At 67.1% G+C, this 15,202-nt stretch carries 11 protein-coding genes; 3 read left to right on the top strand and 8 right to left on the bottom strand.

All coding sequences use genetic code 11. From position 1 onward, the window contains the following. Positions 1-502: 502 nt before the first annotated feature. Complete coding sequence (locus tag L324_RS42305) at positions 503-967, top strand: hypothetical protein (RefSeq protein ID WP_152546827.1); 465 nt, start codon at positions 503-505, stop codon at positions 965-967. Positions 968-2,146: 1,179 nt separating this feature from the next. Here the strand turns inward: L324_RS42305 and L324_RS13360 are convergent. Then, positions 2,147-2,509, bottom strand: a complete 363-nt coding sequence (locus L324_RS13360) for a histone-like nucleoid-structuring protein Lsr2 (RefSeq protein ID WP_037306914.1) — start codon at positions 2,507-2,509, stop codon at positions 2,147-2,149. 244 nt (positions 2,510-2,753) lie between these two features. Next, the gene (locus L324_RS13355) at positions 2,754-3,248 is read right to left on the bottom strand and encodes an NUDIX domain-containing protein (RefSeq protein ID WP_051173885.1); all 495 of its coding nucleotides are present in this window, start codon (positions 3,246-3,248) and stop codon (positions 2,754-2,756) included. A 345-nt stretch (positions 3,249-3,593) separates the two neighbouring features. Here L324_RS13355 and L324_RS13350 point away from each other — a divergent pair, with 345 nt between their 5' ends. Next, positions 3,594-4,808, top strand: coding sequence for a UDP-N-acetylglucosamine--N-acetylmuramyl-(pentapeptide) pyrophosphoryl-undecaprenol N-acetylglucosamine transferase (locus L324_RS13350; protein ID WP_051173884.1), 1,215 nt, complete (start codon positions 3,594-3,596; stop codon positions 4,806-4,808). Here the strand turns inward: L324_RS13350 and L324_RS13345 are convergent. Then, the gene (locus tag L324_RS13345) at positions 4,805-5,470 is read right to left on the bottom strand and encodes a formyl transferase (protein WP_235783528.1); all 666 of its coding nucleotides are present in this window, start codon (positions 5,468-5,470) and stop codon (positions 4,805-4,807) included. The genes L324_RS13350 and L324_RS13345 overlap by 4 nt on opposite strands. 2 nt (positions 5,471-5,472) lie before the next feature. Next, positions 5,473-6,291, bottom strand: coding sequence for a DegT/DnrJ/EryC1/StrS family aminotransferase (locus L324_RS13340; protein WP_235783517.1), 819 nt, complete (start codon positions 6,289-6,291; stop codon positions 5,473-5,475). 87 nt (positions 6,292-6,378) lie between these two features. Here L324_RS13340 and L324_RS40930 point away from each other — a divergent pair, with 87 nt between their 5' ends. Further along, on the top strand, positions 6,379-6,981 hold the full coding sequence (locus tag L324_RS40930) for a hypothetical protein (protein ID WP_235783516.1): 603 nt from the start codon (positions 6,379-6,381) through the stop codon (positions 6,979-6,981). A gap of 933 nt (positions 6,982-7,914) precedes the next feature. Here the strand turns inward: L324_RS40930 and L324_RS13330 are convergent. From L324_RS13330 to L324_RS13320, 4 genes are all read right to left on the bottom strand, one after another. Then, on the bottom strand, positions 7,915-8,469 hold the full coding sequence (locus L324_RS13330) for an SMI1/KNR4 family protein (RefSeq protein WP_037307101.1): 555 nt from the start codon (positions 8,467-8,469) through the stop codon (positions 7,915-7,917). Positions 8,470-9,208: 739 nt separating this feature from the next. Next, positions 9,209-9,760 carry an SMI1/KNR4 family protein gene (locus L324_RS41605; protein WP_081736319.1) on the bottom strand — a complete coding sequence of 184 codons (552 nt, stop codon included), beginning with the start codon at positions 9,758-9,760 and terminating at the stop codon, positions 9,209-9,211. A 114-nt stretch (positions 9,761-9,874) separates the two neighbouring features. Beyond that, positions 9,875-14,128, bottom strand: coding sequence for a DNA/RNA non-specific endonuclease (locus L324_RS13325; protein ID WP_037306910.1), 4,254 nt, complete (start codon positions 14,126-14,128; stop codon positions 9,875-9,877). A gap of 154 nt (positions 14,129-14,282) precedes the next feature. Continuing rightward, complete coding sequence (locus L324_RS13320; protein ID WP_235783515.1) at positions 14,283-15,044, bottom strand: hypothetical protein; 762 nt, start codon at positions 15,042-15,044, stop codon at positions 14,283-14,285. Positions 15,045-15,202 lie beyond the last annotated feature (158 nt).

The following is a 15,202-nucleotide window of genomic DNA, read 5'->3' as shown; positions in this document are numbered from 1 at the left end:
TCAGCCTCTCTCAGCTTCGGGTAAGGGGTGTCGGCGTGTGACTCGGGGTTTCTGGCGGAGGTTCGGCCGGTGTCGGGAGGTCCAGTGCGCGGGCGAGGGCCGCGGTGACGGGGGGGCGGCGTGGCGGGGCAGGTTCTGGGCGGCCCAGTCGGGCGAACGTCTCGGTACGTCACCCGATCACAACTGTTACATCACACTACGACTGTCACATGAGCTTGGCGGGAGATCACATCCCTCGTCAAGACACCAGTGCCCGGGGCCGTGTCGCGGGTAGCGGTGGCGGGCGTGCCGTGGGGCTGATCTGGCTTGTTGGGAACATGCGCGTCCGTCGGGGCCCGGGTAGGTCACCCTGCCGACGCGCGTGATCGTGGAGTCACGCGGGCAATCACGCTCGGCGAAGTCCGGCGCGAGCGAGCCTTCGTCCAGCCTGCACCGAAGAGGCAATGGGAAAGTATAGAGTCATGAAGAGCGGTTTGCAGGTGACGAACGAATAGGGGTTGTCATGGGTGTCGAGTCCATGAACTATGGCTATGTGCCACTTGTTGCCAGTCAAGACCTTCTGGAACAGTCTTTGCGTGAACTGGCCACTCGGGAATTTCCCGAAAGTGGCGGACTCAAGCAGTACGTGGTTTCAGGCGATCGATACTGGATCGACGTCGAATTTTCGCCTGCAACCAGCGAAGGGTCTCGCTCCTACGCCTCGGTCAGAGTCGCCTTGACGAACCCACCTGATGTCGAAGACGCAGCACGGACGCTCTTCGGATCTTTATTGAACACGTGCGGAGGGCGCGTAGTCGCGTTGAGCCCGCGAGAAAAATTCACCACTGTTGAAGAGCCGGACTGGCGCCGCCTCTGGGTACGGTTTACCGACAAACAGAAGAAGTTCCGTGATATGTATGGAACCTTTGAGCTGGCCGCCAGCGGGGCGGACGTCTTCGACTATATGAGGGAAAACAATATAATCTGAGTACACTTCGCTTGGGTTGCCCCTTTGGTTCGCACAAGGCCGCAAGGCGCAAGAGGACGCGATCGTCCGACCTGTCCTACGGGAGAAGAACCAAGATCGGGCGTCCTGAGGCGTAACCGAGTGGTTCGCCACCATAGAGATGACAGCGCCTCCACTCAGCACGCCGGGGTTACCAGACAGCCAGCGCCTGTGACGCCGTGTTACGGGTAGGGCGTCGCCGTTACGCGTCTTCGCAATACAGCCCGGCCTTGGTACCCCAGCGTGACCGGCTTAACGTGCTCCGCGGCCGGTCTCACCACGATCGGCCGCGCGGGAGAAGCCGCTGCGCACCCCTTACTCCACGAGCCGAACACTGCTGACTGAAACCCTCTCCGACCACTGGAACCCATGCCGACGCCGCACATTGCGGGTGGTGGGCTAAGTGACTGAGCGCCTCAGTTGGCTTTGATTGTCAGGCTGCGGTCGGCCGCTCCATCTCGTTTGAGAGGACTTCCATTTCAGCGAAGATCGTGATCGCGGCGGTCCGATGTTGGTCGGCGTGGATCCCTCGACGAAACTCGACGGGCTCGTCCGCAAGCCACTGCTCGCCACGACACCGGACCCGGCCTGAGCGACGAGTAAGCCTGCGTCCCCTGCCCCTCGATCCAACCTCACCCAGATGCCTCGGCTGACCGCAGTTCGCGACAACCTCGTCGCCCGCACCGCCGAAGCAAGTGCACGCTGAAGGCTGATCGTTAGGAGGCGAGCAGGTGGGTCCAAGGTTGCCGACGCAGATCAGCCCGGCCTTGTCGGTGGCGTCGAGGAGATGCAGCCGTGGGTGCGGTGCTGTCTGACTGATCCGGATGTGGGCGAGGTGCAGAGCAACGCCAGTTGCGTCGATGTCGGTGGGGAACCGGGCGTTCGTGCAGGCTGCGCAGTCGTGGGTTGTTCAGCACGGTCTCGCTGTCCCGGGTGGCGAGTTGTGCTGCGGCCCCGCCTCAGCGAAGTCGTTTCACTGCCACGCGCGAAACAACCCTAAGCATTCAACAACTCCGCGCATCGGACTCTCAGCAGGTCCTGTAGCTCGACAAGACCGAAGTTGTCGCGCCGACGATCGTGTCCACATCACATTCGACGTCCTGCGTCACGGACACAGCCCCCGGTCGATTCCCACCGAGGGCTGGCCGCCCACGCGCTGCGCTACTTCTTCTTGTGGTACGCCTCGACGACCTCGGACGGGATCCGTCCGCGTTCAGACACGGCGAAACCGTTCTTCCGTGCCCAGGCACGGATGGCCTGATTCTGCTCGCGATCGACTAGCGCCGTTCCGGTGCGTGCCACTGCGACCGGACCCGCAGCCGGGATGACCCGTGCTGTGCGTTTGCGGCCACCGGCTCGTCGGCCGTGCTCGACATACTGCGCCAGTGCGTCGCGAAGCTCGTCGGCGTTGCCAGCGGAGAGATCGATCTGATATGTGACGCCATCCAGACCGAACTCCACGGTCTCTTCCGCTTCTGATCCATCAATGTCATCGACAAGACTCACCAAAACCTGCTGGGCCACGCCACGTCCTCCAGAATAAGAAGTACAGAACTACTGAAGCGTACTCTGCGACATCCCAACCGGCATGGACACATCCTGCATGTCGCGTAGACCTTCGGGCTTTCAGCAGTGCGGAACTCCGGCTGCACGCATTCAGGTAGCGGAATTCTGCGAAACCAGAATGTCCGTTATGAGGGCGCCCGCACGCTGATGGCACGTTACTCAGGACATCCGGTTCTACCGTCAGCCGCGGCGACGAACCAGGCTATGAGTGGCTTGGGGTGGCGGCCTGTTCGGACTGCCGCTGCAGGATCGCGAGTATCTCCAGTCCCTGGATCCTCGAGTCTTCTGATATCTGGCTCGCGGTGGCGAGCTCGTCCCGGCTGAACCAGCGAACCTCGCACTCCGCCTCACCGGAATAGTCGCCGTGGGGTTCGGCGACGAATACGTGGTCGCGATGCATGTGCTGCGCGCCGGTGTGGTTGTCCGGCCCAGCCGGGATGTCAGCGATCCACCACGGGCTCGCGACCTGTTCATGGGGAAACAGCGCGGGTAGCGGCAAGGGCATCAGAGTGCAGCGCACCCCGGCCTCTTCGAACACCTCACGCACCGCTGTCTCGCCGATCGTCTCCGCTGGCTCTCGATGACCACCGGTGGGCAGCATGATCTTCAGCCGGGTGTGCCAGACAAGTCCGATCAACCATCGTGTTTCCTGATGTCGCACCAGAAATGTCGATGCTGTTTGCTCGGTGATCGTCACGGCCGGCTTCTTCCGTCTGCCTGATTTGTTCGCGCCAGCCTGCCACACGACCGTGGGCGACAGACGTCACTCCGGCCAGGATCTGGGTGCGATGACGACATGTTGTTTGATGACGCTCCCGCACGGGTTGCTGACCGGTGGCCCTGCATGGACGTGATCCGCGAACCGGTAGTACTCACTCGTTCGTGTCCAGTGTGGACGCTCCTGGCGCGGCTGCCCGGTGGCAGGCGTGTGGCGACGAGCGGTATGTGCGCTTGTGGAAGAATCCGTATCGGCAGCGCGGCTCCTATGCCGGATCGCCGTCGAGTTCCCCTCCGACGAGTTGAAAATCAGCGGGTTTTGACGATGGACAAGCACACCGCGGCGCACGCCGGCACCCAATACCGGGAACCGTCGGAGCAGCGGACGTTTCGGTCGATGGTCACAGGTGGCGGGACGGGTGGTCATACCTATCCCGCGCTGACGGCGATCCGTACGCTGCAGGCGCGGTTGGAGGATCGGGGCAGGACCGTGGAGGTGCTGTGGGTCGGTACCGCGGCTGGTTTGGAGGCTCGTGTCACCGACGCCGAGGGGATTCCGTTCCAGTCGGTCGCCACGGGCAAGATCCGGCGTGCCCGAAACCCGCTGAAGATGCTGTCGCGGGCCAATCTTGCCGATATGGCGCGGGTTCCGCTCGGGGTGGTCCAGGCGTGTTCGGTGGTCGCGCGGTTCCGGCCTGATGTCGTGCTGGCCACCGGTGGCTACGTCGCGGTGCCGGTGGGTGTGGCGGCCCGGGTGTGCGGGCGGCCGTTGGTCATTCATGAGCAGACGCTGCGGCTGGGGCTGGCGAACCGGGTCCTGGCCCGGTTCGCGGCCTGTGTGGCGGTGTCGTCGGAATCCACCCTGTTGTCTCTGTCCCCTAAGATACGGAAACATGCCGTCGCCACGGGAAATCCCGTGCGGTCGGAGGTGCTCGCGGGCGAGGCTGACCGGGCGGTGGGTGCGCTTGGCGTGCACGGGTTCGATCGGTCGCTGCCTACGGTGTACGTCACCGGTGGCGCGCAAGGCGCCACGCAGATCAACGAGCTGGTCACGGCGATCCTGCCGTGGCTGCTCGAACAGGCCAACGTCGTGCACCAGTGCGGGCCGGCCTCCCTGGAGGCGCAGCGAGAGCGCGCGGCCGCGCTGCCCCCGGAAATCGCGGCCCGCTACCTGCCCGTCGGGTTCGTCAGTGATGAGCTGCCTGATCTGTTCGCGTTGGCCGAGCTGGTGATTTCCCGCAGCGGCGCCGGGACCATCGCCGAACTCACCGCGCTGGGCACCGCGTCCGTGCTGATTCCCTTGGCGTCCTCCGCCGGCGGCGAGCAAGCTCGCAACGCACGGCATCTCGCCGAACAGAACGCCGCGGCCGCGCTGCTCGGCACCAGCGTCACTGCGGCGGATCTGCGGGACGCGGTGGCGCCGCTGCTGAAGGATCCGCAGCAGCGGCGAGCCATGGCTGATCGTGCGCGTGGCCTGGGACGCCCGGACGCCGCCGGCCAGCTCGCCGATGTCGTCCTGGACGCCGCCGGCGAGCGTTAGCCGCTGCCGGGTTCTTCTCGGCGGCTGGCGCGGGTCGTGGTTCTGGTCCAGCCGTCGCGGTCGCCGAGTAACGGGGTGTCGCGTCGGTAGTGCGTGGTCGCCGTGGCCGCGTCCTGCGGTGTCGGGGTGATGGCGTCGAGCCGGGGAAGTGTGTCGGTGATGAGCCGCCGCCCGTGGTCCATGGCGCGGTCCCAGACATCGGCGACCTCGTCGATATCCGGCCAGATGGAGAACAGCGCTTCGGCCAGGATCGGTCCGGAGTCGATGCCGTCGTAGACCACGTGGATCGTGATGCCGGCCAGGGTGTCACGGTTGTGCAGTGCCCAATTCACGGGCCGGGCGCCACGGTAGGCGGGCAGGCGCCCGGGGTGGCAGTTGATGATGTGCCGGGTGCCGTTGATCAGGCTGGGGCCGATGATCTTGTCGTAGAGGACGCTGACGACGAGGTCGCACCGTCCTGGTTCGAGGTCGCGCCAGTCGCCGGAGCGCAGCACGCGTGTGTCCGGCCAGTGGTGTTCGACGAATCCGGACAGCGAGATGTCCCAGTCGGGCTCGGGTGCGCTGGGGATCACGGTGTCCAGGACGGTGTCGGGCAGGGAAGTGATCACCTCGCAGGCGTGGGAGGCGAGGGTGCCTTTCCCGAGCACGGCCGCACGGCACATGGTCACCGGCTTGCATCCGCGGGTCGTGGCCGGTGGTCCCGTTCCTGGTCGAGGGCGGTCGGACCGGATTGAGGGCTGTCGGCGGCGAGGCGGAGCGCGCGGCGCAGAGCCGAGGCGACGGTGTGCACGTCGTTGTCGGTCATGTCGGGGTGGAAGGGCAGGGTGAGGATCTGCCGCCACAGCGCTTCGGACCGCGGCAGCGGGTCAGCCCACTGGGTGAAGGCGGGTTGGAGATGGTTGAGCGGGTAGTGCACGCCCACGGCGATCTCGGCGGCCCGCAGCCGCGTGTGGACCTCGTCCCGCAGCGGTGCGGGGACGAGGATCGTGCAGTTGAAGGGCACGGTGTGGGCGATGTCGAGGTCCACCAGGCTGATGTCCTCGATCCCGTCGAGCGCGGCCGCGTACGTGGACCACAGGGCCCGGCGGCGTAGGTCCATCTCCGGGAAGCGGGCGAGCTGAGCGCGGCCGATCGCGGCGTGGAGGGTGGAGAGGTGGTAGCGGAACCCTGCGCCGTCCACGGTGTAGGACACCGTCTGGCCCCGCTGGATCCGGCTACTGGTGATACCCAGCGCCCGCGTCCGGCGCAGGGTCGCGGCCTCTCCGGGGGTGCGCGGGATGACGGCTCCGCCGTCTCCGCAGGTGAGTGCTTTGATCGCGTCGAAGCTGAAGCAGGTGAGGTCGCCGGTGGCGCCGACGCGATGTGGGCCGGTGTCGGAGCCGAAGGCGTGCGCCGCGTCCTCGACGATCGCGATGCCCCGGGCGGTGAGGTGCTCGCGGAGACCGGCGAGATGGACTGCGCGGCCGCCGTAGAGGACCGGCATGACCGCACGGGTAGCCGGAGTGAGGCCGGCCGCCGGCAGACTGATCACCGCAGCAGTACCGTCGGTCGACCGACGTAGCATTGTGCTGTGCGACAAAGTGAATACAGCAATACCGACATCGAAGTCCACGAGTTCGACGAGTCCGTTCGCCGCTGGCCCGGGATGTACTTCGATGTCTCCCTGGACCACCCGCTGCTGCCGACCAACGTCGTCCGCTTTGCCGTCGACCACGCCATCCATCCCGCACCACACCTGGCTGCCCCGCACAGCCCCGTGGTGTACGTCGAGATTCTCGGCGACCTCTCCTTCTCGATCACCGACGACCAACTCTGCCGCGCCGAGGGATGCCGGGTGCCGGACAATGGCTATTTCGGCTCACTGCTGAACCCAGATCGATGGACCCTGGCGGCCGCCGCGGCGCTGAGCCGTCGGACCACCGTGAAGGTGTGGCGGGACGGGCGCGGCCTACACCAGGAACTGGCAGGCCTGCGCCCCATCGGCCCGCCCGAACCCTTCACCGCCTCTCGTAGCCGCGGCACAACGGTCACGATCGAGTTGGATCCCGGTCGCCTTCGCACGGGCGCAGCGATCGACACCAACCTGGAGACGGTCGGCCTCTGCCGTGGTGACGACTGCGTCGCCGCGGCACCTCGAGATATCACCGTCAACGATCGTCGCAGCACACAGTGATTCCGGAGAAGCAATCCCCGCCCGTAAACGGGATGCCCCAGCGTGGTGGTCTGGGACCTGCCCGCCACTACGAGTCACGCTATCCGGCGTCGCCGGGGCATCGGCACCGGCAGGCCGCGCATCGCCCCACCGACGACACGCCCTCACTGCCGAAGCTGTGACTGACACAAGGCCATGACCGAACGGCCGCTTCTCGCCCACACTGGCCATCTGTTCGATATATGGCATGGTTTTCCTGAGGCGGTGCGCTTCCTCTTCCTCGGCGCGCCCGACCCGCCCAGTCGGCGACACGCCTGAATCGGCTATGCGCAGATCGCCGCCCTGGCTCCCCGGCTCGCTAAGGGCCACCCATCAGGGCGTACGTCACGTAGCAGTCAGTGGATGCCTCTACGAGGACTGCTGTCACTGTCTCGCCTGGCGGGAGGACGCCAGCGGTGAATATGGCGTGTGAAGGTCCGAACAGGGTGAAGACGTCATCGACCTTCGCCAGTTCTGTACCACTGTTTCCCTTCGCGAGGTCGAGCCTGGCACGAGATGTGCAGTACGGCCTTGCGCGCTGGTCAGGGGTTCGATCGTCGTCGCACCATCGTGCGCCGGCGCACGTCACGTCGCTGCGGTAGTCCCTGCCGTTGTAATGGATCCGGTACGGAAGACCTCTGTCGCCCGGAAGCGCGTAACCGACGTGGTTCGCCACCCTGGGGGTGAACGCGGCTCCACTCAGCACGCCGAGCGCCGCCAGTACAGACACACCCACCGTCACCACACGCCACCACCGCCTGGGTCGCCGTGTCGCGGGCCGGTCACCCCCAAGCCGCGCGGAGGGCACAGGTTCCTCCCCTTGCATGCTGCCTCCTGTCCAGCACGACGAAACGGTGTTAGCCACCGTAACCGCGGCGGCCCACCGCAAGGCCATCTCGCACAGTCGCGAACGAGCTAGCGGTGGGAGAACGGGACGTACTCCACGGGCACGTCCATGAGGTCCCAGCGCAAAAGGTCGTCCCGCCCGCGGTTGGTGAGGATTTCGTAGAGGAGTTGAGTGACCGGGCCGGGGTGCTCGCGCCATTGGTCCGCGCTCTGGTCGTGGTAGGCGATTCTCCAATGATCCGGGTCGCCGGCATCGGTGATCCAGCAGAAGGTGCCGCCTTGGCCATCGGTTCCCCACGGCAGCAGGCCACCAGGCTCGGGGTACAAGGTGTAGTCGACGTTGTCGAGGTATTCGAGGTCCTCATCGCCGATGATCTCGAGGAGTTCGTCGAGGGCACGCTTGTACTTCGTCCAGGCTCGATCGTTAGCGATCGGGCTGTCGATCTCGATCCGCCTGAACACCCCGCCCGGGAACCGGGCGAGCAACTCCTTGTAATCCGACGGCAACGCGACGCCCAGGTCGTGCTCGACTGTTGCCCAGGACCTCTCGGGGGTGAACTGCCGCTGCCAGCCCAGCAGGTCGGCGATCCCGTCGACGCAGGACGGGGTTTCGGAGTGGTTCATCGACTTCCCTGGCTGGTCGAAATGGCTAGCGTGGCTGGCGACGGTCAACATCTGGTTTTGGTCGCGTTTCCCCTCAGCGTGTTCTGGATCTCAGCGGAGCAGGTGAAGCCGTTGGACATCGAATGATTTGACGTCAATTACGCAGACTGTTCAGCAATTCGGGCTTCCACGGCAATGGGTCGAGGCCGAGCACTTTAACCACGAGTTTGCCGCACGCCTTCGCGTTCGCGAGCTGGCGTCTCCTTGGCGTAGTCGATCCATCGACCTCCCTCCCCTTGCGCGTCTGCAACGCCAAGGAACTCCTCGGCGTATTCGCGCATGATGTTCTTACGGTTACGAGACAGATCGGTCGCGGGAGCAGCAGGACCGCGGATTCCCCGATCGCCTCTTCTCAGCCACGGCCGTGGCCGCCGCCGTCCATGATCCGTGTCGTCTCATCGATACAGCGCTTCCGCTCGACCAATCGGAGCTCGGTGCCCTCACGGAAGGTGTCGGGTCGACGATAGCCACGACTTGGACGAGGAGCGACTCGTAGTGACCGACGAAGATCAGTTCCCCTGCCGGGTGTTGGGTCGCCGGGTGCGGTCGAGCAGCCGCGCCCAAGCGTGCGCCACCTGGGTCATACCGTAGCTGGAGGTGGACGCGGTCGGCTGCCAGCGTGCATCCGCAGTCCCTTTTCCCGGACGATAGGCCGGAGGTGCCGCGCACGACCACGGCCTGAGCTGCGGCACCGCTGGGTTCAGGAACCGAGTTCGAAAGGCTCCAATGATCGATCTTTGGCGGCCATGTCCCAACCAAGGATGTTGCGCGTGCTTCGACTGGTCGCGAGCTCAAGCATCACCGCAGTCATCGGTCGTTTTGTCCTCGTCCAGTCATCAGGGCTGTGCCGACTTTGGTATACCACATGCCATTTATCGGGGTCGGGCGTCCACGGCAGCCAAAAAAGCGTGCCACCAGCGAAATCTGAGGCAAATGGAATTACGCCACCAGGCTCCGGAAATGGCGGAAAGCTATCATATCCGTACTCTCTAGCCATTTTAACACCGACGAGGCTCCGGTCAAAATCTTCCTCGAAGAGCGCCAAAAATTTGCCATCCTGGATAGGATTCAGGATCCTTATCACGTCACGAAACGCCCCAGAAGGGAACTTTCCCATGAACTCCTTGTAGTCGCGAGGAAAGGAAGTTTTCATCCGAGCTTCAACTTCATCCCAGGAAAGTCGGGCGGAGACCGCACCCTCCCAGCCAATAGCAGACGCTATACGGTCCACCATGGGACGACCATCAGCCATCGGCCGCAAATCCTTTCAACCCGCGAAATCACTTGGAGTCACTGTAGCATACTGGGCAGGTAAACATTGCCCGCCCAGTATGCTACAGATCAACAGCACCTGCTAGCGCGACGTTTATTGACAGACCGCGCGCGGCGGGTTGGAAACGTTCTCGATTATCGCGAGGCAGCGGAAGTTGCCTTTCATGCCCCACGCCTTGACATACAGTCTTTTAGGCAGGGCCTCGTTACCCTCATAGTAGGCGCTTACTCGAACGTATACTGGCTCGCCGCCGCGGACCGCCTGTTTGATCGGCTCTTCAACGTCCCATTGCATTACCGGCGTGTTCGCACGTTTGTACAGCGGGACAATATTTTGCACGTGGTGCACTCCACCCATCGTCGATGCGATGAGATGGCTCTTGTCCATCGTCAGCCTGTCATACCCCACCGGCTCGTCTGGGTCTCCCGGTTGCCTTGGAACGACGTGAGCGACACACGCGGTTCCACCGGTGGCGCGGCTTGCGGGCACGTTGTTGTAGGTGAAGTTCTGCATGCGGTCGTTGATGACCCATCCGGTGGTGCCGTCGGGGCATTTCCGGTCGTTGTTCTCCTCGCCGGGGCCGGGCACGGGGAGTGGGCCGGGAAAGGGGTAAGGGTCCCGCCGCGGATCGTTAATGGGGGGTGCGTGGGGGTCGCGGTTGGGTTTCGTTTGCACGTCGCACCCGGGACCGGCGAGGCTGTTCACGGCGACCGTCTTGCACCTGATCAGCCGCTGTGCCAGGTCTCTCAGTTCGCCGGTCAGCCGCCGTCCCGCGACCTTCAGGTCCTTGAAGGTGCGGATGCCCTTGACGATCCGGACGACGGCGGACACGGCGTCGGGAATCTTGCTGAGCACGGAGGCGATCTTGAGGATGGGCAGGGCGTTGATGACGGTCATGACGCAGGAGATGAAGTCGCCTTCGGTGAAGCAGCGTTTGGCGTCGTTGTAGCCGATGATGTCCAGGATGATCTGCCCGCCTTCGGCGGCGATGAAGTCGAGCAAAGGCTTGTTGGCGTCCGCGCGAGCGCGGTTGTACTCGTCAACAGCGGCTTGCCCCTTCTCAGTCCGCAGCGCGTCGGCTTCCGCCGAGGTCAGCGCGGGAATTTCGCTGTCGTCGGTGATGGCCTGCTCCACCTCCTGACGTTGCCGCGCTTCGTTTTCCAGCCGGAGCTGCTCCTGGATCTGAGCCAACTGAGCCTGGATGTCGCGAGACACCTGGGCGACGTTGTTGGCACGCGCTTCGGTGTCTTTGGCGTAATTCTCGGCGTTGGTGGCTGCCTCGTCGGCGTTCCGTGCGTGTTCCGCGGCCCGGTCCGCTGAGACACGGGCGGCGTCAGCGTCGCGCTGGGCTTGGTCGGCTGCTTGTTTCGCGGCGAGGGCGTCCCGCTCGGCGCGTGTCGCGGCGGCGCTGGCCTCGTTCGCCGCGCGGGTGGCGGAGTCGGCGGCCGCGCGGGCGGCGCGGGCGTCGGCTTCGGCCTGGTCGGCGAGGCGCCCGGCGAGGGCGGCGTCCGCGGCGGCCTGGTTGGCCGCCGCCCGTGCGGCTTGGGCGTCGGCTTGGGCGCCGGCATCGACGACGTCGGCCTCGGCGGCGGCCTTGCGTGCCGCGGCGCCGTGGATCGCGGCGTCGGCCGCCGACTGCTGCGCGGCCGCGGCGGAGCGGGCGGCGGCGGCCGCGGAACTGGCCGCCTGGGCGGCTGCCTGGTAGGCGGGGGCGACGTCGGCGGCGGCGTTGCGGGCGGCGTCGGCGGCCCGCTGCGCTTGGACGGCGGCGTCCGCCGCGGCGGCCTGGGCGGCCTCTACCTGGCTGTTGCCGACGTCTTTGGCGCGGTTGGCGACCTGGATGATGAAGTCGGCGTCGATGTCGGCGCCGGTGAAGGGGCTCACAATCGCGATGGCCTGGTCCGCCGGGGCGGCGATGCCCGATGCGGACTGCACCGACGCGGTCGCGGCCCTGGCCGCGATGCCGGCCTGCATGGCGGCGGTGGCTGCCTCGACTCCGGCGGCGTTGGCTTCGTCCCGGGTGCGGTGTGCCGCGTCCCGGGTGATGGCTGCCTCCACGGCGGCCTGCTGCGCGAGGTTCGCCGCGTTGCGCGCGTTCTCCGCGGCTCGGGCCTCGGCAGCGGTGGCTTCCTCGGCGGAGGCGCGGGCGCGCAGTGCTTCGGCGTGGACGGCGGCGGCTTCCCGTTCGGCGCGGGTGGCGGCCTCGTTGGCGCGTGCCGCTGCGGCCTGGGCCTCGTTCGCGGCGGTGCGGGCGTTCTCGGCGGCGACTTCGGCTTCGCGGGCGGCGGCGCGGGCTTGCGCGGCGGCGGCTTGGGCGGCGTCGGCGTGGGCGCGAGCCCGGCCGGCGGCGGCGTCGGCCTCGATCGCGGCACCGCGGGCACGGCCCGCCGCCGCTTGAGCGTCGTTCGCGTGGCCACGGGCGATCTGCGCGGCATCCCTGGCCTTGTTGGCGTCCGCTCGTGCCGCGTGGGCCGCGGCCCACGCCTGGTCCTTGTCCGCCTGGGCGACCTCGGTGGATTGCTGCATCCGCTGTGCCATGCCTTCGAGGGCGACCGCCTTCTTGTCCGCGGTGTCCGCGGACTGGGCGATCGCCGCGGCCTCGTCCCGGGCCCGGAACGCGTTGGCTTCCTCGTTGCGGGCACTGGTGTTGGCGTCCAAGGCGATCTTCTCCTGGGCGCGTGCGTCACGGGAGGCGTCGGCGGCGATCTGTTCCTGGGCTTGGGCGTCACCGCGTTTCCCCGCCGCGATCCGCTGCTGGGCCTCGGCGTCCAGACGTTTCTGATGGGCGATGGCGGCTTCGCGCTGGGCGGCGTCGCGGTGCTGGGCGGCTTCGCGTTGCTTGGCTTCGGCTTCCTCCCGTTTCGCGGCGGCCTGCTGACGCCACTGTTCGGCTTCCTGCCGTTTCGCGGCGGCGACGTCCCGTTCACGCTCGGCCTCGACACGGGCCTGTTTGACGTTCGCCGCGTGGGCGCGGGCGTTGCTCAGCGCGGTTTCGGCGTCAACGCGGGCACGGCGCGCCAATTCGGCGGCCTCGGCGGCGGCGGTGGCCTGCTCCTTGGCAGCCTGGGCGAGCTGGGCGGCCGCGGCGGCGTGGGATTCGGCGTTGAGTCGCCACTGCCGGGCGTTCTCCTCGTGCGCCCTGGCCTTCTCGGCGGCGTCGGTGGCGGCGGCGTCGGCGTGGATGGCGTCGATGGCGTGCGCGGCGGTCTGCGCGGCGCGTTTCGCGGCGTCCGCGGCGGCGGCCATGCCCTGCACGACCTTCGCCCACTGCGTGCCGTGCGGCATCCCGTTCTGCAGCAGGATGTCGACCTGGACCCCGGCCCCGGCGGCGGCGTTCTGGGCGGCTTGGGCGTCGGTGACGGCGCGGCCGACCTCGCGGGCGACGTCGTCCTTCGCCCGCTGATACAGCTCCGGGTGGTACGTGTGCCCGGCCTGATCCGAGGCCAGAAGACGGGCGGTCTCGCGGGAGATGTTCGCCGCGGACGTCATGTCGTTCGCGGTGCGCTCGAGGGCTTTGACCCCATCGGCGTGGGCGGCGAGCAGGTTGGTGCGGGCGCGCATCGCCCGCGCGGTCCGCTGCGCCAGATCCGACGCCGCGACGGCCTCTTTACGTTTGCGTTCGAGCTCGGCGAGATGGTGTTCACGCGCGTCGGCGTCGCGCTGGGCCGCGGCGAGGTATCCGGTCTTGAGGAACTCCGCGATCGCGGCGTCCCCGCCGGCGAGTGCCGCCTTCGCCGCCGCGGACACCTCGGGGGTGCCGCGGTCGGCGGCGACCTGGACGTGCATCCGCCGCCGGTTCTTCAGCTCCTTGTCATAGGCACCCTCGCGCCGGTCCTGTTCGGCGGCGATGTCGCGGCCGAAGGCCAGGAAGTCGGCCCGGTCGTAGGCGTTGCCGGCCAGGGCGCGGGCCACGGCGGCGTTGAACACCGGGCCGCCGGTGCCCGCCAGCGGTTCGATCAGGGCACGGTTGTGGGCGTCGGCGTCGGCTTTGCGTTTCCTCGCCGCCGCTTTGGCGTCCTGCTGTCCATGGTCGAAGAACACCGGGATCGCGGTGGCGTCGCCCGCTTCCGCTTTCCGCAGGGTGTCGCGGGCGGCGGCGCGGACTTCCTCGTCCTCGTCGAACGCGGCGATGTCGGCCAGCAGATCCAGCTGCAGCTGCCGCAGCAGAGCTTCCTGTTCCGGATCGCCTTCCGGCCCGGACGCCGGCAGTGGGGTATCGCCCGCCGCGGCGGGGCTGGCTGGTGGCTGCCACTGGCCCTGCGTGGCACCGGGCGCGGACAGCGCGGCGACCGAGCTGCCCGGTCCCGCTCCCCCGGCGACCAGGGCCGCGGCGAGGGCCACGACCATGGTTCGGCGGCACCACCTCGTGGCCAGGATCCCTTGTCTCGCGCGGCGCATCCGTCTCGGCATTCGCACAACACACCCCACCCTCGAAGAAAAGTCCGTGTCAGGACACCTGGCTCACGGTCGGGTCGCGGCCAGGCGGAATGCATCCGCCGGGTCAGGGGCGGGTGGTCATCCGGTCGTAGCCCTGCTGGGCCTGCTCGCGGGCACCCTGCCATCGGGTGGCCTCGTCACCGGCGAACGCCGTTTCCGTCGTCCAGCCGCCGCGCTGTTTCTCCGCGCCCGACGCGATCGCCGCCCAGACCGGGTCGGTTTCCGCGGCCGCGCGGTCTTTCACCGTCTGCCAGTAGCGGGCCTGCTCCAGGCAGAGCTGCCGCTCGGCCTCCCACGCCTGGCGTGCTTCCTCAGCCTTCTCCCGTGTGGTGGCCCAGGCGCGGGCGGCGACCATACGGGCCTGCTCCGCCGCGGCCTCCCCGGCGTTGCGGGCCTCCATCTCGGCCGCCTCGGCATCGGCGACCAGCCGCGGGATCACCGCGTGATACCGGATCCCCGCGTCCTGAGTGCGGAGCCGGAAGATCTCCACATCCAGTGCCGCAGCGGCCATCCACCCGGTGGCATAGAACTCCCGGATATCGGTGTCCGTGCTCCCCGGGCGCAAGGCGTGCAGCGCGGCCAGCCGGACCTGTTCGCCGGGATCAGATTCCGCCAGCAGCCGAACATACTCGCGCTCAGCCTGAGCGATCACCTGACGATGCTGCTCGTCAGCCTCACGCGCGGCGGTGTCGAGTGCCTTGGCTTCGGCGAAACCGGTCCGCACGAAACGGTCGCGATCCGCGTCGCTGCCTTGGGATGCCTGTTTCGCGGCGGCGTGGACCCGCGGCGAGTACGCGGCGGTATATGTCGCTAATACTCGCTGCACGAAATCACGATTGCGCGCAGAATTCTGCTGGGCGCGTTCTCTTGCTTCGCGGAATCCGGATAAGACGAACCACTGGAGTGCGGTTTCTCCTTCTTCCGACCATATCGCCTGCCACGCCGAGGCTCGAACCAGCGTTTCCCCGTGATAGAGAGCGACCT

Origin of the sequence: Amycolatopsis orientalis DSM 40040 = KCTC 9412, from assembly GCF_000478275.1 — a bacterium.
Lineage (GTDB): Bacteria > Actinomycetota > Actinomycetes > Mycobacteriales > Pseudonocardiaceae > Amycolatopsis > Amycolatopsis orientalis.
The sequence above is the reverse complement of the archived record's forward strand: the minus strand, read 5'-3'. Positions and strand labels throughout refer to the sequence as shown.

Bases quoted from the DNA above. Each gene is read 5' to 3' on its own strand.
- L324_RS42305 (WP_152546827.1), top strand. From the start codon at position 503: ATGGGTGTCGAGTCCATGAACTATGGCTATGTGCCACTTGTTGCCAGT.
- L324_RS13350 (WP_051173884.1), top strand. From the start codon at position 3,594: ATGGACAAGCACACCGCGGCGCACGCCGGCACCCAATACCGGGAACCG.
- L324_RS13345 (WP_235783528.1), bottom strand. From the start codon at position 5,470: ATGTGCCGTGCGGCCGTGCTCGGGAAAGGCACCCTCGCCTCCCACGCC.
- L324_RS13340 (WP_235783517.1), bottom strand. From the start codon at position 6,291: ATGCCGGTCCTCTACGGCGGCCGCGCAGTCCATCTCGCCGGTCTCCGC.
- L324_RS13330 (WP_037307101.1), bottom strand. From the start codon at position 8,469: ATGAACCACTCCGAAACCCCGTCCTGCGTCGACGGGATCGCCGACCTG.
- L324_RS41605 (WP_081736319.1), bottom strand. From the start codon at position 9,760: ATGGCTGATGGTCGTCCCATGGTGGACCGTATAGCGTCTGCTATTGGC.
- L324_RS13325 (WP_037306910.1), bottom strand. From the start codon at position 14,128: ATGGTCGTGGCCCTCGCCGCGGCCCTGGTCGCCGGGGGAGCGGGACCG.